Origin of the sequence: Paraburkholderia polaris, assembly GCF_012927345.1 — a bacterium.
GTDB lineage: Bacteria > Pseudomonadota > Gammaproteobacteria > Burkholderiales > Burkholderiaceae > Paraburkholderia > Paraburkholderia polaris.
Genome location: NZ_JABBGJ010000006.1, coordinates 13,572 through 29,457, shown reverse-complemented (window position 1 = coordinate 29,457; position 15,886 = coordinate 13,572). Strand labels below are relative to the sequence as shown.

The 15,886-nt window shown below is 62.0% G+C and carries 14 protein-coding genes and 1 pseudogene; 5 read left to right on the top strand and 10 right to left on the bottom strand.

What is annotated here, in order from left to right; translation table 11 throughout:
• Nucleotides 1–316: 316 nt before the first annotated feature.
• From HHL24_RS06785 to HHL24_RS06775, 3 genes are read right to left on the bottom strand one after another with little or no spacing between them, the layout of a single operon-like run.
• Nucleotides 317–661 carry a cupin domain-containing protein gene (locus HHL24_RS06785; RefSeq protein WP_169484738.1) on the bottom strand — a complete coding sequence of 115 codons (345 nt, stop codon included), beginning with the start codon at nt 659–661 and terminating at the stop codon, nt 317–319.
• Nucleotides 662–695: 34 nt separating this feature from the next.
• On the bottom strand, nt 696–1,697 hold the full coding sequence (locus tag HHL24_RS06780) for a M14 family metallopeptidase (RefSeq protein WP_169484737.1): 1,002 nt from the start codon (nt 1,695–1,697) through the stop codon (nt 696–698).
• Between the two features lie 37 nt (nt 1,698–1,734).
• Nucleotides 1,735–2,817, bottom strand: coding sequence for a tartrate dehydrogenase (locus HHL24_RS06775; RefSeq protein ID WP_169484736.1), 1,083 nt, complete (start codon nt 2,815–2,817; stop codon nt 1,735–1,737).
• 124 nt (nt 2,818–2,941) lie between these two features.
• Here HHL24_RS06775 and HHL24_RS06770 point away from each other — a divergent pair, with 124 nt between their 5' ends.
• Entirely contained in the window at nt 2,942–3,883 is a 942-nt protein-coding gene (locus tag HHL24_RS06770) for a LysR substrate-binding domain-containing protein (RefSeq protein WP_169484735.1), read from the top strand.
• Between the two features lie 57 nt (nt 3,884–3,940).
• Here the strand turns inward: HHL24_RS06770 and HHL24_RS06765 are convergent, their stop codons facing one another.
• Together HHL24_RS06765 and HHL24_RS06760 are read right to left on the bottom strand one after the other, a co-directional pair.
• Complete coding sequence (locus HHL24_RS06765; protein WP_169484734.1) at nt 3,941–4,657, bottom strand: response regulator; 717 nt, start codon at nt 4,655–4,657, stop codon at nt 3,941–3,943.
• A gap of 4 nt (nt 4,658–4,661) precedes the next feature.
• Nucleotides 4,662–6,323: an ATP-binding protein gene (locus HHL24_RS06760; RefSeq protein WP_169484733.1), complete on the bottom strand. Its 1,662-nt coding sequence runs from the start codon at nt 6,321–6,323 to the stop codon at nt 4,662–4,664.
• Between the two features lie 391 nt (nt 6,324–6,714).
• Between HHL24_RS06760 and HHL24_RS06755 the strand changes: the two genes are divergently transcribed.
• Nucleotides 6,715–6,948, top strand: a complete 234-nt coding sequence (locus HHL24_RS06755) for a DUF2866 domain-containing protein (protein ID WP_169484919.1) — start codon at nt 6,715–6,717, stop codon at nt 6,946–6,948.
• A 218-nt stretch (nt 6,949–7,166) separates the two neighbouring features.
• Here HHL24_RS06755 and HHL24_RS06750 read toward each other — a convergent pair whose 3' ends face one another.
• Nucleotides 7,167–7,946 (bottom strand): winged helix-turn-helix domain-containing protein, encoded by a 780-nt coding sequence (locus HHL24_RS06750; protein WP_169484732.1) that lies wholly within the window; start codon nt 7,944–7,946, stop codon nt 7,167–7,169.
• Between the two features lie 356 nt (nt 7,947–8,302).
• Between HHL24_RS06750 and HHL24_RS06745 the strand changes: the two genes are divergently transcribed.
• Nucleotides 8,303–8,497, top strand: a complete 195-nt coding sequence (locus HHL24_RS06745) for a hypothetical protein (RefSeq protein WP_169484716.1) — start codon at nt 8,303–8,305, stop codon at nt 8,495–8,497.
• Nucleotides 8,498–8,896: 399 nt separating this feature from the next.
• Nucleotides 8,897–9,835: pseudogene (locus HHL24_RS06740) on the top strand (LPS-assembly protein LptD); the annotation flags it as partial.
• 107 nt (nt 9,836–9,942) lie between these two features.
• Here HHL24_RS06740 and HHL24_RS06735 read toward each other — a convergent pair.
• The 4 genes from HHL24_RS06735 to HHL24_RS06720 all read right to left on the bottom strand — a co-directional run bounded on the left by HHL24_RS06735 (nt 9,943) and on the right by HHL24_RS06720 (nt 13,907).
• The gene (locus HHL24_RS06735) at nt 9,943–10,440 is read right to left on the bottom strand and encodes an Lrp/AsnC family transcriptional regulator (RefSeq protein ID WP_074288529.1); all 498 of its coding nucleotides are present in this window, start codon (nt 10,438–10,440) and stop codon (nt 9,943–9,945) included.
• A 53-nt stretch (nt 10,441–10,493) separates the two neighbouring features.
• Nucleotides 10,494–11,891: an aspartate aminotransferase family protein gene (locus HHL24_RS06730; RefSeq protein ID WP_169484731.1), complete on the bottom strand. Its 1,398-nt coding sequence runs from the start codon at nt 11,889–11,891 to the stop codon at nt 10,494–10,496.
• A gap of 183 nt (nt 11,892–12,074) precedes the next feature.
• On the bottom strand, nt 12,075–13,001 hold the full coding sequence (locus HHL24_RS06725) for a 2-hydroxyacid dehydrogenase (protein ID WP_169484730.1): 927 nt from the start codon (nt 12,999–13,001) through the stop codon (nt 12,075–12,077).
• A gap of 6 nt (nt 13,002–13,007) precedes the next feature.
• Nucleotides 13,008–13,907 (bottom strand): GNAT family N-acetyltransferase, encoded by a 900-nt coding sequence (locus HHL24_RS06720; protein ID WP_169484729.1) that lies wholly within the window; start codon nt 13,905–13,907, stop codon nt 13,008–13,010.
• 278 nt (nt 13,908–14,185) lie between these two features.
• Here HHL24_RS06720 and HHL24_RS06715 point away from each other — a divergent pair, with 278 nt between their 5' ends.
• The gene (locus HHL24_RS06715; RefSeq protein WP_169484728.1) at nt 14,186–15,676 is read left to right on the top strand and encodes an aldehyde dehydrogenase family protein; all 1,491 of its coding nucleotides are present in this window, start codon (nt 14,186–14,188) and stop codon (nt 15,674–15,676) included.
• Nucleotides 15,677–15,886 lie beyond the last annotated feature (210 nt).

Here is a 15,886-nt window from a genome sequence, read left to right as displayed (position 1 = left end):
TTTTTGTGAGTTATGTTCGTATATAGAACTACCATTCTTTATGCGAACAGGCCGAACTGTAAGTAGTTTGACAACAAGGGGCAACGCGGGATTACCCGACTATGTTGCAGATGCACATCGAACCGGGCAGAGCGAATGGACAGCGGGAATGGCTACGGATGCCGCGACGCAGGGTGCGCCGGGAGTGAGGCGTGACGGGAGTCGGGAGTGAGGCGTGACGGGAGTCGGGAGTGAGGCGTGACGGGAGTCGGGAGTGGGGAGGGGGGAGGGGGCGAGCGCCGGGAGGCGGCGCTCGGGTTAGTCTTTCAGGCCGTGCTCAGAAGATCACGTAAACCTTTCGCATTGTTTCCTCGACTTCCCACAGTCCTTCTGTATTGGCTTCGAAAAAGAGCGTGTCGCCGCTTGCAAAATGGACCGTCTCTTCGTTGTCGGGCGTGAAGCGGCCGCGCCCCGCGAGGAAGTGCATCACCTCGGCCTGCTTGACCGAGCGGCGGTACGTGCCCGCCGTGCACTCGAAAATACCGGTGTCGATGGATTCGCTGCCCTTGATGACGCGCTGCACGCCTGATACCCGAAGCGGCGTGGTGCCGGGCAGCCCTGCCGTGCCCCAGTCCTCCAGATTCTGCAGACTCACGCTTTGCTTGATGCTTTGTACCTTCATCTTCACGTTACCTTTTGAATGTGCATGAGCCGATTCATCGGCCGCTCGTGTTCGTGTTTGTGCTGGCGTTCGTCACGGTTCGTTCGATCTTGCCCAACCGCACAACGGTGACCCCGGGTCGCAGCTGCCGCAGCGACGGCATCACCAGCATGCAGTTGTCGTAAGGCGTGACCACCGCTTCGCCGTTCGACCAGCCGATGACCGCGCCGGCATCTGGAAAGATTTCCAGGCCGGTGTAGGGCGCCGCAAAGCGAAAATCCATGCTGGTCGCGACCACCGGCTGCGTCACGCGGACGATGTGCTGGGTGGGCGGCAGCGGCGCCAGCCAGCCGTCCGGCAGATCGGCTTCGTCGATCACGCCGGCCAGCAGCAGGAAGCGTGCGGTGGTATCGCGCGCCACGGCGACCGCGCTTCGTTCCCAGTGTTGTCCGCATTCGATCAGCAACGCGTTTTTCGCGCTATCCGCCGTGCCGAAGCCTTCGTAATCGCGCATGCGGCGGCCTTCGGGGTGGCCCTCGTCGCAGATCACCGTGGCGGGTGTGCCGAGACGCACCGCAAGGTCGATGCCTTTCTGCAGCGGTCCCGCCACGATCAGCGGCTTGCTCTTCTCATGCATTGAATGCAGATCGAGCAGCGCGTCGACCGTGTCGATCACCGGGCGCATCTCGCGTGCGCGGGCCAATTCGCTCGACGTGCGCGCCGTATCGTCGAGTACCGCGGCGGTCCACACGCGATTGAAGTCCTGATCGACGAAGCGGGCCGCGTCGGGCTTCGCAGGATCGAAGCACTGATAGGCGGCGACGTTCGCGAAGGCGAGCGTGAGGCGTCCACGGCGCGGCCTCAACGCGCGGCGCAGCAGTTCGTCGACGACGATCGCCCCGCACACTTCGTTGCCGTGCGTGAGCGCGTTGATCATCACATGCGGTCCCGGCACACCCGAGTCGAACGTATGAACGTAGGCGATGCCGGACGACGATTGTTCGTGAACCGAAATATCGGGGAATTCGACTTCGATGGGATAGGTTTCCGTGCTCATTCGAAAGCGTCCTCGCAGAGGGTTGGGGTCGCCTGGCTCAGGCGAGTTTTGCCGCGATTGCCTGGCCGACTTCTGTGGTGTTGGCCTTGCCGCCGAGGTCGCCGGTATGCGGACCCTCGATCAGCGTCGCCTCGATCGCGGCGAGAATCGCGTCATGCGCCTCGCGTTCCGTGCCCTCGTGATTGCCGAGGAAGTCGAGCATCATGGCGGCCGACCAGATCATCGCAATCGGATTGGCGATGTTCTTGCCGGCGATGTCGGGCGCCGAACCATGCACCGGTTCGAACAACGACGGAAACTTACGGTCCGGATTCAGATTGGCCGACGGCGCGAGGCCGATCGTGCCCGTGCAGGCAGGACCGAGATCGGAGAGGATGTCGCCGAACAGATTGGTTGCGACCACCACGTCGAAGCGGTCCGGGCTCAGCACGAAGCGCGCGCAGAGAATGTCGATGTGCTGCTTATCCCACGCCACATCCGGGTACTGCGCCGCGACGCCGGCCGCGCATTTGTCCCACCACGGCATGCTGATCGCGATGCCGTTGCTCTTGGTCGCCACTGTGATCTTCTTACGTTCGCGCCGTTGCGCGAGATCGAACGCGAACTTCAGGACGCGCTCGCTGCCGTGCCGCGTGAACACGGATTCCTGCAGCACGAACTCACGCTCGGTGCCTTCGAACATCACGCCACCCACCGACGAATATTCGCCCTCGGTGTTCTCGCGCACGATCCAGAAATCGATGTCGCCCGCCTTGCGGCCCGCGAGCGGCGACGGCACGCCGGCGAAAAGCCGGGCAGGGCGCAGGTTGATGTACTGGTCGAATTCGCGCCGGAACTTCAGGAGCGACCCCCACAGCGAGATATGGTCGGGCACCGTGTCGGGCCAGCCGACCGCGCCGAACAGAATCGCGTCGGCGGATTGCAGTTGGGCTTTCCAGTCGTCCGGCATCATCTTGCCGTGCTTGGCGTAGTAATCGCAGCTCGCCCATTCGATGTGCTGATACTCCAGTTCGATGCCGAAGCGTTTTTTCACTGTGTCCAGCACGCGAATGGCTTCCGGCATGACTTCGACGCCGATGCCGTCGCCGGGTATGACCGCAATCCGATAGGTTTTCGACATGTTCATGCTCCTCCATGGGGACTTTCGATGTTTCGACAGCGGTTATTTTATTCCTGCTGTTTGAGCTTAAAATAGCTGCTTTAGTTAAGCCACTGTGCACGAATCGTGTACAAACGAGCGACCTATGAACGCCGTCCCGTCACCCGATCTCGGCGATTTGCGCGTGTTTTGTGAAGTGGCGCGCAAATCGAGCTTTAGCGCGGCGGCGGAAGCCCTGTCGGTCTCCGCAGCGTACGTCAGCAAACGCATCAATGTGCTCGAGACTACGCTCGGTACGCGGTTATTGCACCGGTCCACGCGGCGCGTCGCGATTACCGAGGCCGGCGAACGCGTCTACACGTGGGCCGAAAAGATTCTCGACGACGTCGACCAACTGGTGGAAGACGTCTCTACCACGCGCCGCATTCCCGGCGGCAAGCTGCGCATCTCCAGCAGCTTCGGTTTTGGCCGCCGTTTCGTTGCGCCCGCGCTGGCCCGGTTCTCCGAGCGGTATCCGCAACTGAGCGTGCGGCTCGATCTGTTCGACCGTCTCGTCGACGTGGGCGGCGAAGGCTTCGACCTCGATATCCGTATCGGCGACGAGATCGCTCCTCATCTGATTGCCAAACGGCTCGCGTCGAATCATCGGGTGCTGTGCGCGTCGCCCGGCTATCTCGCGCGGCATGGCACGCCGCGGCAACTCGCCGATCTGTCGTCGCACGCGTGTCTCGCGATCAAGGAGCGCGACCATCCATTCGGTCTGTGGCGTTTGACGGTGCGCGGCGAAGCGGCGTCGATCAAGGTCACGGGACCGTTGTCGACCAATCACGGCGAAGTGGCGGTGCAATGGGCGTTGGCCGGGCGCGGGATCGTGCTGCGTTCGATGTGGGACGTGCGGCCGCTGCTCGACAGCGGCCAGTTGCAGCAGGTTCTGCCGGACGTCACGCAACCGGCGAACCTGTGGGCGGTGTACCCGGCACGGCTGGCGCAGTCGGCGAAGGTGCGGGTGTGCGTCGACTTTCTGGCCGAGGAATTCGCGCAATGGAGTCCGCCGCCTGACATACCGGCGGCGGGGCATGCGACCTGAGTTCGAAAATGGCTAGCGCCCCCGTGAAGAGGGCGTTAAGGCATCCGATCATATCGATCAGAGTTCCAGACGATAGCCCACGCCATACACGGACGCGATAGGCTCGCTGTCCGGCCGTGCGCCCTGTAGCTTGCGGCGCAGGTTCTTGATATGGCTGTCGATGGTGCGGTCCGTGACCACCCGGTGATCCGCGTAGAGATGACTCAGCAGGTAGTCGCGGGAAAAAATGCGTCCCGGCGATTTCATCAGTAGCGCAAGGAGCCGCAACTCGAGCGGCGTGAGCTTGAGTTCCTTGCCGTCGAGTAAAGCAAGATGAAACTGCTCGTCGACTTCGAGACCATGTGGCGCTTGTGGCAAACCGTCCGCGGCCACAGCCACAGCCGCAGCCGTGACGGCAGGCGTTGCACGGCGCAGGATCGCCTTGACGCGCGCCACCACTTCGCGTGGGCTGAACGGTTTGCAGACGTAATCGTCGGCACCGATTTCGAGACCCAGCAGACGGTCGATTTCGTCGATGCGCGCGGTCAGAATAATGACGGGCAATGCCGAAAACTGCCGTAGCTCGCGGCAAATATCCATGCCGCTGCGTCCGGGCAGCATGAGGTCCAGCAGCATCAGCGCCGGCGGTGTTGAGCGAATGAATGGCATCACGTGATGGCCGTCGTCGAGGATCGTGGTGGCGAAACCCTCGAGGTGCAAATACGCTTCGAGCACGGCGGCGAGCTTGGGTTCATCCTCGACGATCAGGATGTGCGAAGGACGCCCTTCGGTCATGAGGTCAGTCTCCTTCCGGCGGAAAACGGGCAGTGATCCAGACGCCGCCGAGTGGCGAGGCCTTGGCGTCGATCGTACCGCCATGCGCCGTCACAATCGCGTGGCACAGCGAGAGGCCGAGGCCCGCGCCACCGTTCTGACGGCTGCGTGATTCGTCCACGCGATAGAAGCGGTCGAACAGGTGTTCGAGTGCAGCCTCGGGCACACCGGGCAGGGAGTCCTGCACGTCGAGTTGCCAACCGCTGGCGCTCTGCGAAAGCGCCACGTGCACGTGGCCGTCCGGATCGGTATAACGCAATGAATTTTGCAGCAGGTTTTTCAGCAGTTGTACGAAACGCGCGGGGTCGACCGCGAAAGTTGTGTTGGCAACTTCCGGCATGCAGACCAGATCGAGTTCGATTCGTTTCGTCTTGAACGACTCCCGCATGGCCTCGATCGAAGCCCGCGCCAGTTGCCCGACATGCGTCGGCGTCTTGCGATAGCTGAGTGCGCCGACATCGCTCAGAGAAAGCTCGTATAGATCCTCGATGAGCTTGTTGAGCATGTTCACTTCGGTTTGCAGCGAGGTGAGCGAATCGCGGTTGAACACATGCACACCGTCTTCTATGGCTTCCAGCTCGCCGCGCAGCACAGCGAGCGGCGTGCGCAACTCGTGTGAAATATCCGCAATGAAATCGCGCCGGGAGCGCTCGGCTTTATGCAGCGAGTCGGCCAATACGTTGAAGTCTCCCGCAAGCCGTCCAAGCTCATCGCGTCTGCCGGCTGGCACCCGTGTCGTGTAGTCTCCGCCGGCAAGGCGGTGGGTCGCGTTCATCAAACGCTTGACCGGCGCGAGAACGATGCGCGCAAGTATCAGCGCGACTAGCGCGGCGAGCACGACAGCAACGCCCGCGATCTCCCAGGTCGCGCGTTTCTGCTGCGCCTGGAATGCAATGTCCGCAGCATCCGAAAGGGTATCGGGTCCGTTCACGGAGAGCCAGCCCACGACCTTGCCGTTATAGACAACCGGTCTCATCGTGCTGCCGGGGGGCGGAGGCCGGCCGATGCTTGCCACGAGTTCGTGGCTCGCGTCGTAGAGTGTCACGGGCGGTCCCTCGGGCGGCGTGTCACGCGCCACGCCGTCATGCGACGGCGGCGAGGAGGGAGAAGGCGCCAAAGGGGCTGAAGGGGGCGGTCGGTCATAGCGACTGTCGCCGCTCACGACACCGCTTGCCGACACACGGTCACGCTCCATCGCGATGTCCGGACTGGACGGTGGCGCGGGCGGAAGGCGCATGCCCCAGTGCGGTCCTTCAGACGGGCCCGAGAGCGGCCCGAGCAGTTGCTGAACGCTGCCGCTTCCGGGAAAGCTTCGCCAGCCCGGCAGCTTGCCCAACTGCGCGGTGGCGAGTTCTTCGCGCAGGGCGTCGTGTGCGGCGCCGTCCAGCAGCGCGAGCCATGCGTCGGGATGCTCCCGCAGGAAATTCCAGTTGCCGTGAGCGGCGTATTCACTCGTAACCTTCGCCATGACGGCTTTGATGCGCCCGGCGTTGCGCTCCCGAACATAGTGCAGGAAACCGTTTTCGAAGCTCACGCGCAAGGCGTAGCCCATCGTTAAGGAAATCGTCAGGCATGCGACTAATACCGCGAGGAACATTTTCCAGGTAATGCCAAAGCGCATCCTCATCCGCTGTTGCTGCCGCACGCGCGAGAGAAGGGTCCGAAGGTTCCCGAAAGGGTGGCTTGGACGAATTCGGATAGTTTCACTTTGCATGGCTGGATTCTAGATGAATGCTACGGCGATCCACAGTTACCGGCGAATCTCCACAACTTCTCCATCCTTTCTTCGTTGTGTCTGCGTGTTGTCTGGATATGATGGTATGGCACTTTTCCGGTGGCCTTGCATAGAGGCCATGTCCGATGGTCAGTTCCGTTAGTGGAGCAATCTCATGCAAGTCTCCTCACCTGTGAGCCGCGCCGAATCGCGCGGTTTCCGGCCCGGCCGGAAGACAGTCTCTACTGGCAGCGCACGCGGCGAGGCTAAAAACGGTGTTAGCGCACCACGGGTTACAGACGCTATGAAGATACGCGGCTGTCGCGTTTCCGCGCCGCTCATGCAACCGTGGGGCGAGTGCTGCCGGATCGTCGAGTGGATCAACCGCAACGGTGAGTACTCTTGCATTGCCGTGCGAGGCGCCGCGACCGTGGCCGAGATCAGGGAGCGCGTGCGTATGCATCGTAACGGTCGGCGTCACACCCTGACGGACGACCCCACGACGCCAGCGAGCCGCGTGCGTTTGCGGCGCGGCTGAGCGTTGCTGAACCTCGTTACCGCGAGTACGTCAGTCCAGCAGACAGGGACTGTAATTTGGCCAAAAAACTTCGGTATCCTATGGCTGTATGATTCGCAGGATCAACTTGAGTATTTCCTTCATGCGCATCCTCATACTCGTCCTGGCCGCGGCATCGATCTGCTGCCCTTCGATCCGCCATGGTTTGCGCCTGGAGAGCATCAATGCTTCCGCCCGCCTCATACGGCCCCGGCGCCTCGTTCGCCAAACTCCCTGCGCCCGATAAAACCCGCACTTTCGCGGGTCCCATGCGAGGGTGGCGACTCTGGCGATGGTACGAACATATAGCCTCGTCCGCGCAAGGTCTGAATGAACTTAGGGGCGGACGGATCGGCCTCTATCACGCTGCGTAAGCGCCAGACCGCAACATCCAGACTGGCTCTTTGGCTCTCCGCCTTTCCTAGCTGGCTGTTGACCATCGAGCGCGTCAGGATTCGCATCGGGTTGCTGGCAAACAGTTTGAGTAAGGCGAACTCGCCGGATCGCAGCGAGATTTCGCTGCCATTCTTCACCAGACGCCGCGTGGCGAAGTCTATCTGGTAACTGCCGAACGAAACCTTCTCACGAATTTCCGGCGCGTCGCACAGCGAGCGGTTGCAGCGTTGCACGGCGCGCTTGATCCTGGCGGTCAATTCGTGCGGATCGACTGGGTCGACGATATAGTCGTCCGCACCCAATTCGAAAGCGACGATTTTGTCGACGATCTCGCCGGAGGTGCTCAGTACGAGAATGGGCATGTCGTAGCCCGCTAACCGCAGTTGCCGGAGCGCCTCTCGCGCCTCGATCATTGGCGACTCCGCGCGCAATAGAATCGCTGACGGACATTCCAGTTCCACCCGGCTGACAAGCTGAGCCGCGCTATACAGGACTGAGAGCGCGATCTGGTTCTTATGAAGATGAAAGCGCAACTGATCCCGGACTGATTGATCCGGTTCGACTACAAGAAGGCTGATAGTCATAAATCTGCGTTACCTCCCAACCGGAATCCACGGTTGCAGTCTGTGCGATGTTTACGTTCAGCAATTCGCTCGTTGGAACGACATATCGAACTCAGAGAAAACCGACCGTACACGGTCGCCCTGATGATGATCGAATGATAGGTATCAATGTCGCAGCAACGATGGCGAAATTGAGGAGACTTTGTGAAATCGGAGCAGGAGGGTCAGGCCGGCGCGGATTGCAGTGCGGGCGTCGAAATAATGCGTTACAGATCCGAAGGATGCGTAGGGCGCGCGTAACCTGAAGCCGTGCTTGCGCTGCTATCGTCAAATGGTCGGCTTCCGCTACCTGCGTAGCACCATTTGGAGAATTGATCATGATCGAATTTCTTTCACCGGCGATTCTTGCGGCTGTCTTGCGCGTCAGCTCATCGCCGATCTTTTCAGCACGTCTGGCGATGGCGTCGATTCGCACGCTGTGCGACGTGTCCGGCAGCACGGTGAACGCAGCGCGGGGCCGGGCCGTGGTGGACCATGCAGCGGGTACTCAGGAGGACACACGCCGTGTCTGATCCGTCGACCTTCATGCTGAATTCGATCACCGATATGCGGCTGACGGCGGATGGTCAATATCTGCTGATACAGTGCCTGCAGACCAGATTCCGTATCTGCTGCAGGCGCTGGGCGACGCAGCGAGCGCGGCAGGTGGGGCGGACCCGCGCTCTAGTGACGTCACGCTTCAATAGCGCCCCACGCACTCGCCGCTGTTCATCCTGACGCAAGTCAGGGCTTCTGTTCGCCTTGATGTGTCCGTCATCCTTTCCGATCCTTATCTGCTTTGATACTACGCGGTGTATTTCGACGCCTACGCTTAAGGCCTCTCGTTTCGTTGATGCTGGGTACGGCTGGGTGCGTGCCGCTTGCCGGATACGCACAATTAGTCGGCGCGTCTGCGATTCCGGAACCGCTCAACCAAAACCGACCGTTACTCGATTGCGCTGAATCAGAACTGGAAGCTCGGCTCGGGCTTCGGCGCGTACGTCGACTACAACCGGGTGTCAGATTCGACGGTGGTCACCGATCTTGCGTCGGGTGTCGCGTTTCCGACGGGTTCTACCACCCTGTATCAGCAGGAAGCGGGTCTGACTTACTCAAACGGCGCGTGGAGTGTGCTGGCTCGCGAGCAGCGTTGGCAAGCTTTTACCAGTGACTCGACCTATAACCGTGAACCGCAGGTCAATGTCCATTACGCGCGCTATAACGTGGGGGGCTTCGACTTCGGCGCCGAAGCGGATGCGACGCGCTTTACGATCTCGTCCGCGGATGCGACGCAAGGCAGCCGCTTCGTTTTCAATCCTTACGTCAGCTATCCGATCGAGCATCCCGGCTGGTTCATCACACCGAAGCTCGCATGGCATTTCGCGGCGTATGACCTGACGACGATCGGAGCGGATGCGCCCGCCGGCCAGCCGAAGACCTTCGACGTCAACGTGCCGACCTTCAGCCTCGATTCGAGAATGCGCTTCGAACGAAGCGTGCGGCTCTTCGGGCAGTCGTACATCCAGACGCTCGAACCGCGGCTGTTCTATGTGTACACGCCTTACCGCAACCAGTCGTTCGCGCCGTTGTTCGATACGGCGACGGCCGATTTCGGGCTGGCGGAACTGTTTATGCCCAACAGCTTCGTCGGTAATGACCGGGTGTCCGATGCTAGACGTCTCACGGCGGCTCTGACAACGCGCTTCATCGATCCTTCGAGCGGTGATGAACGGGCCCGTTTCGTCTTTGCGGAGCAGTACGACTTTCGCACGCCACAGGTGACCCTCAACGTCGGCGATCCCATTGGCACCGTTGCGCGCACGGGTGTGATTGCCGGCGCATCGTATAAGCTGGGTCTGGGTTTTTCGGCGCGAGTGTGCCGGGTTATACCCCGGCGACCACGGAAAGCGAACCGACATCGCGATTTAGCGATTATCCGTAACCGGCGTTGGCTGGGCGGCTCTGCTGCGCGGTTGCACTAGTGGTGGTTCTGCGAGAACAACGTTTCGAGCGGATAGTGGCTCTTCACGAACGGCGATTTGATGATCACGTAGCTGAAGTACTTCTCGATGCCGATGTCGCGCTCCAGCAGGCCTTCTACGATGCTCTGATAGTGGCTCACGCTACGTGTGACGAACTTCAGCAAATAGTCATAGCCGCCGCTTGCCAGATGGCACTCGACGATCTCGTCGACGTCTTTGATCGCATTCACGAACTTGATGAAGTCTTCCCGCCGATGATCGGCGAGCGTGACTTCGGTAAACACGATCTGCACGTCGCCGAGCTTTTCGAGCTGGATCTGCGCACCGTAGCCGATGATGTAGCCGGCTTTCTCCAGACGCTTGACCCGGATCAGGCAAGGACTGGGCGAAAGGCCGACCGCGTCGGCAAGCTCGACGTTGGTTATGCGGCCTTTCTTCTGCAACTGTGAAAGTATGCGCAGGTCAATCCGGTCTAGCTTGCAGTCGCTGCTCATCGTAACGTTATCACTCCGGCGATGGGTGAAAGGGGCTGAAGGTGCCCTCTACTCTAGCATGCAGTGGCATGATTTTTGACCTTTAGCGCGGCCCGGACATCGGGTTCTCCGAGAACGTCGTCGAGGGTTTTTTCGAGGCGCTCGAACATCAGATCGAACTCCGACTCCGTGTACGACAGCGCCGGCGCAAAGCCGAGGATATTGTCGCCGAACGCGCGGAATATCAGGCGGTTTTGATACGCCGCTGCGGCGATCCGTTCGGACAGTTTCAGCGCCGGATCGAAACCTGCCTTGCTGTCTTTGTCCGAGACAAGTTCGAGTGCGCCGAGCAGGCCACGATGGCGCGAGTCGCCCACGAGCGGATGCGTGAGCAGCGCGTCGAGGCCGCGGGCGAAACGCGGGGCACGTGCCACGCCGTTCGCGAGCAGGCCGCCTTCGTGATACAGGCGCAGTACTTCGAGACCGATCGCCGCGCTGACGGGGTGCGCCGAATACGTATGGCCGTGGCCGACGATCGCTTCGGCGTCGCCATCCGCAATGCCCTGATAGATTTCGTCAGACATCAGCACGGCGCCCATCGGTGCATAGCCGGCGGTCAAACCCTTCGCCACTGTCATCAAATCCGGTTCGACGTTTTCGCCCTGGCACGCGAACAGTGGACCTGTCCGGCCGAAACCGGTGATGACTTCGTCGGCGACGAACAGGATGCCGAGCTTACGGCAACTCTCACGCATCGCTTTCAACCAGCCGACCGGCGGTACGATCACGCCGCCCGAACCCTGAATCGGTTCGCAGAAGAAGGCCGCGACATTGTCCGCGCCGAGTTCGGCCACCTTCGCTTCGAGCGCGGCTACCGAGGCGGCGATCAACGCGGCGTCGTCGGCGAAATCGTTGCGGTACGCGTACGGCGACGGCAGATGATGCTGGTTTGGCAGCGGCAGATCGAAATTGCGGTGGAATGCGGGCAATGCGGTCAGCCCCGCGCCCACCGTTGACGAGCCGTGGTAGCCGCGTTGCAGCGCGATGATGTGTTTCTTCGACGGCCGCCCGGTTGCGTTGAAGTAGTGCGTGATGAAACGGATGGCCGAATCGACTGCATCGGAGCCGCCGAGCGTGAAATACACGTGTTGCAACGAAGCGGGCGACACCTCCACCAGCTTTTGCGCCAATTCGATCGCCGGGGCCGAGCCGAAATGGAAATAGCCGGTTGCGTAGGGCAGTTTTTTCATCTGCTCGGTGGCGACGTCGACAATGCTTTGCTGGCCGTAGCCGACATTGACGCACCACAGGCCGGAGAAGGCGTCGAGCAGTTCGTTGCCGGCCGCGTCGCGCAGGAACGCGCCGCTGGCGGACTCGAGGACGGTGACGCCGCGGGCTTCGTGCGCGCGGTAGTTGATAACCGGGTGAATCAGATGCTTGCGGTCGGCTTCGATGAGCGAATGAATCGGCATGATGGTTTCTCGTCGCGGGAAAGGGCTGTTGACCGTTCCATACTACTGACCCACGACGATCGCCTGCTCACCTAAACAATTGTCTGAAAAGCGCGCCCGACGCGTTTTGATGCATGCCCTTAGCATTTTCTGCTGCGGACGTTGAAAAACCGCGCCCGGCGGGCGTTTCGTTCAGCGCGGCGTTCAATATCCCTGGGTTCGGTCAATCTGACCGAGCATCGGCAGACCTTCGCGATGGCGGCGCAGATTCTCGAGCACCACGTCGACGGCGCTCTCGGGCCTTGTCGCGCTGGCGATATGGGGTGTGATACGCACCCGGGGATGCGTCCACAACGGATGACCGGCGGGCAGCGGCTCGGGATCGGTGACGTCGAGAATGGCGTTGTGCAACTGGCCGCTCTCCAGCGCCGCCAGCAGATCATCCTGGTTCAGGTGCGGACCGCGGCCCGTTTGAATCAGCGACGCACCGCGCGGCAGCCTCGCGAACAACCCGGCATTGAGCAGGCCGCGTGTGGCGGCCGTGAGCGGCAGCAGGCAGATCAGCATGTCGGTGCGGGCGAGAAACTCATCCAGGGCGCCTTCACCCGCATAGCAATCGACGCCCTCGATCTCGCGAGGCGAACGGCTCCAACCCGCGCAGTCAAAGCCGAACAGGTGCAGCTTTTCCAGCACCGCAGTGCCCAGCACGCCGAGCCCCAGCACGCCAATGCGGCGAGCACTGGCCGGCTTGAGCGGCAGTTCGCGCCAGACCTGCTGTTGTTGCTGAAGACCGTAGTCGAACAGATCGCGGTGAATTGTCAGCACGGCTTGCGTGACGTATTCGACCATCCCTTCAACAATGCCCGGCTCGATCATTCGCACCACCGGTATATGGGCCGGCACGCCTGACAGGTCGAACTGGTCGATGCCCGCGCCGACCGAGAACACGATTTCGAGGTTCGGGAAAGCGCGGGTGGGATTTTCCGGCGGCTGCCAGGCGGCGAGGTAGCGGATTGCGGTCGGGTCGCCGAGATCGGGCCAGATGTGGAACGGCAGGTTCGGTGCTTTCTGCGCGAAGAGTTTCGCCCATTGCGCGCCGCGCGCCGGGTCGGCTTTATAAAGGAAGGCCATGATGGATCAGCAGATCGCCTGGTTGATGATGCCGTATTGCAGATAGGGCGCGTCCTTGCCGACAGCGCTGCCGGTACTGGCGGTGCCGGCACCCGCAAGATCAGCCGGTGTGGCGTGCCGAACCATTTTGACGACCGTATCCACCCGCGGCAGCCCCAACTGCGTCAGCCATTCGGTCAGCCCGCTCTCGCCTGGCGTGTCGATACGCACGAACACGCCTTCGTTGAGCGCCAGCCAGTGACTGATCAATGCTTTTGCGCGGCTCGAATCCTTCGACTCGGGCGCGACTACCGGTCCGATCGCAAAGCCCCGTCCGAAGCGGCGAAACAACGCGAAGCCGACCAATTCACCGTCGCGATCGAGGGCGATGCCATCGGCGGCGCTCAATAGTGCGGGCAAGACTTCTGCACGATCCAGGCCGCTTGCCTGCGACGCCAGTTCGACCAGCCGTGCTGTATCGCTCGAGCCGAGCGGACGCAGGCGCTCCCCTGGCGGCAAGGAGACGAGCGGCGGCTGGAATGCGGCGCCCTGATGTTGGTCGAGCGTGCCAACCGCGCGAAAGCCGAGCTTTTCATACAAAGGCTGACCGGCGGCGGTGGCGTGCAGAAACGTGACGCGGCTGCCGAGTTCTTCCAGCACCAACTCCATCAGCTTCCTGCCGATGCCTCGCCCTTGCTGCTCGGGCGACACGATCACCATCCCCAGCGAGGCCCGGTCGGCGCCGTATTTCCAGCACAGCGCCGTGCCGATCACGCCGCTCGCGTCTTCCGCGACGAACCCCACACCCAGCTGCGCGACGAACCTCCAGTCGTCCGCGCGATGCGGCCATTTGAGTTCGACCGTCAGCGCGTGCGCGGCGGCGATGTCGTCGTGGGTGAAGGGTCTATAGGTAATCGAATCGGACACGCCGTACTCCCTGAATGGCTGAAGGCTTACGCCGTCACTTTGTCATCCGGTGCGCGGCGTGACTAGGACGATCTTTTTATCCGGCGCGTTCGAACGGGCCGCTTCGCAAATCGATGTAAAACGCTGCGTTTCATCGCTCATTACAGGCGCGTTCTGCTGCGCAGGGATTTTTGTCGGCGACATATGCCAGGCCCGCGGCTCTACGATTTTGTCATGGCGGCGGCGTTGTTAAGACGCACCGCCCGGGACTAACAGCCAGTCACACAGGACACTTTCTCATGGACAGCTTCAATCCGGACGACGTCGCGATTCGCAGCGGGCATTTCATCGGCGGTGAGTATGTCGATGCTGGCGGGCGCCGCATCGAGGTGGCGCGCCCCTCGGATGGCGTGATCTATGCCTCCGTGCCGCTCGCCGACGCGCAGATGGTGGATCGCGCGGTGGAGAACGCGTGGCAGGCCTTCAGAACGAGCGGCTGGGCGCGCATGGCGCCGCGTGAGCGCGCGAAGATCCTGCGCCGCTTCGCCGAGCTGGTCGAAGCCGATGCGCCGTTTTTAGGCCGTCTGGAGGCGCTCGGTTCGACCCGCCCGATTGCTCAGGCAATTGGCTGGGATGTGCCGTTCACCGCCGAAGGCATCCGCTTCTACGCGGAGTTCGCCGACAAGCTGGGCGGCGACGTGGCGGCAACCGATCACGACCATCTCGGCATGACGATCGCCGAACCGTACGGCGTGATCGGCGCAATCGCGCCGTGGAATTTCCCGCTGGTGATGGCTTCATGGAAGATCGCCCCTGCACTGGCGGCGGGCAACGCGGTGGTGCTGAAGCCTTCGGAGATGACGCCGTTCTCGGTCTTGCGGCTCGCCGAACTGGCCGTGCAGGCGGGCGTGCCTGCGGGCATCTTCAACGTGGTGCAAGGCGACGGTCGCGTCACCGGCGACGAACTGGTGCGCCATCCGAAGATCAGCAAGGTCACCTTCACTGGCTCCACGCGTACCGGCGCCGCGATCATGGCGGCCTGTGCCAATAGCGGCACCAAGCCAGTCACGCTCGAACTGGGCGGCAAGAGCCCGCAAATCGTGTTCGCCGACGCTCCGCGTCTCGACGACGTGGCACGCCGGATCGCCGGCGCCATCACCGGCAATGCCGGCCAGGTGTGCGTGGCAGGCTCGCGGCTGCTGGTCGAGCGAAGCCTGGCGGAGCCGCTGGCCGAGCGGATCGGCAAGGTCTTCGCCGAGTTGAAACCGGGCGCGACGTGGGCCGCCGGCACCACGTTGTCGCCGATCATCTCCGCGCCACAGGCGGCGCGCATCGAAGGGATCGTTGGGCGCACGCTGGATGCGGGCGCGACGCTGCGCTACGGCGGCGTGCGGGCTGACGGCGGGGCGGCGGGTGGATCGAGCGGCGCGTTCTATACACCGACGCTCCTGACGGACGTCACCGCCCACTCCGAGGCCGTGCGCGAGGAAGTGTTCGGCCCTGTGCTGACGCTGCAGACCTTCGACACCGAGGAAGAAGCGCTCTCGCTCGCCCAGCATCCCGAGTACGGGCTCGCTGCCGGCGTGCACACCGCCGACCTCGGCCGGGCGCTGCGCTTCGTGCGCGGCCTCGAGGCGGGGACGGTCTGGGTCAACCGTTACGGTCGCACCTCCGACTTCATGATCCCCACCGGCGGCTACAAGCGCTCCGGCATCGGCAAAGACCTCGGCCGCCAGGCTTACGAAGCAAACCTGCGTTTCAAGAGCGTGTTGATCGACCTGCGGGCCTGATTCCCGCAAAGCCAATACGGGCGGGGCTTCCAGCCCGACCACCGCAGACTGTGCTGCGCAACGGCCTCAAAACGCATGGTTTGTGTCATCAGCACTGCCCGAATCAGGAACATCTATGTTTTTGCGCTGATTAAATCTTTTACAGGAATTAGCTTTGTCGATCCGGAGTTGGTGCAAAGCCCTTACTCCGGTCCCATGCAACACAGTTGC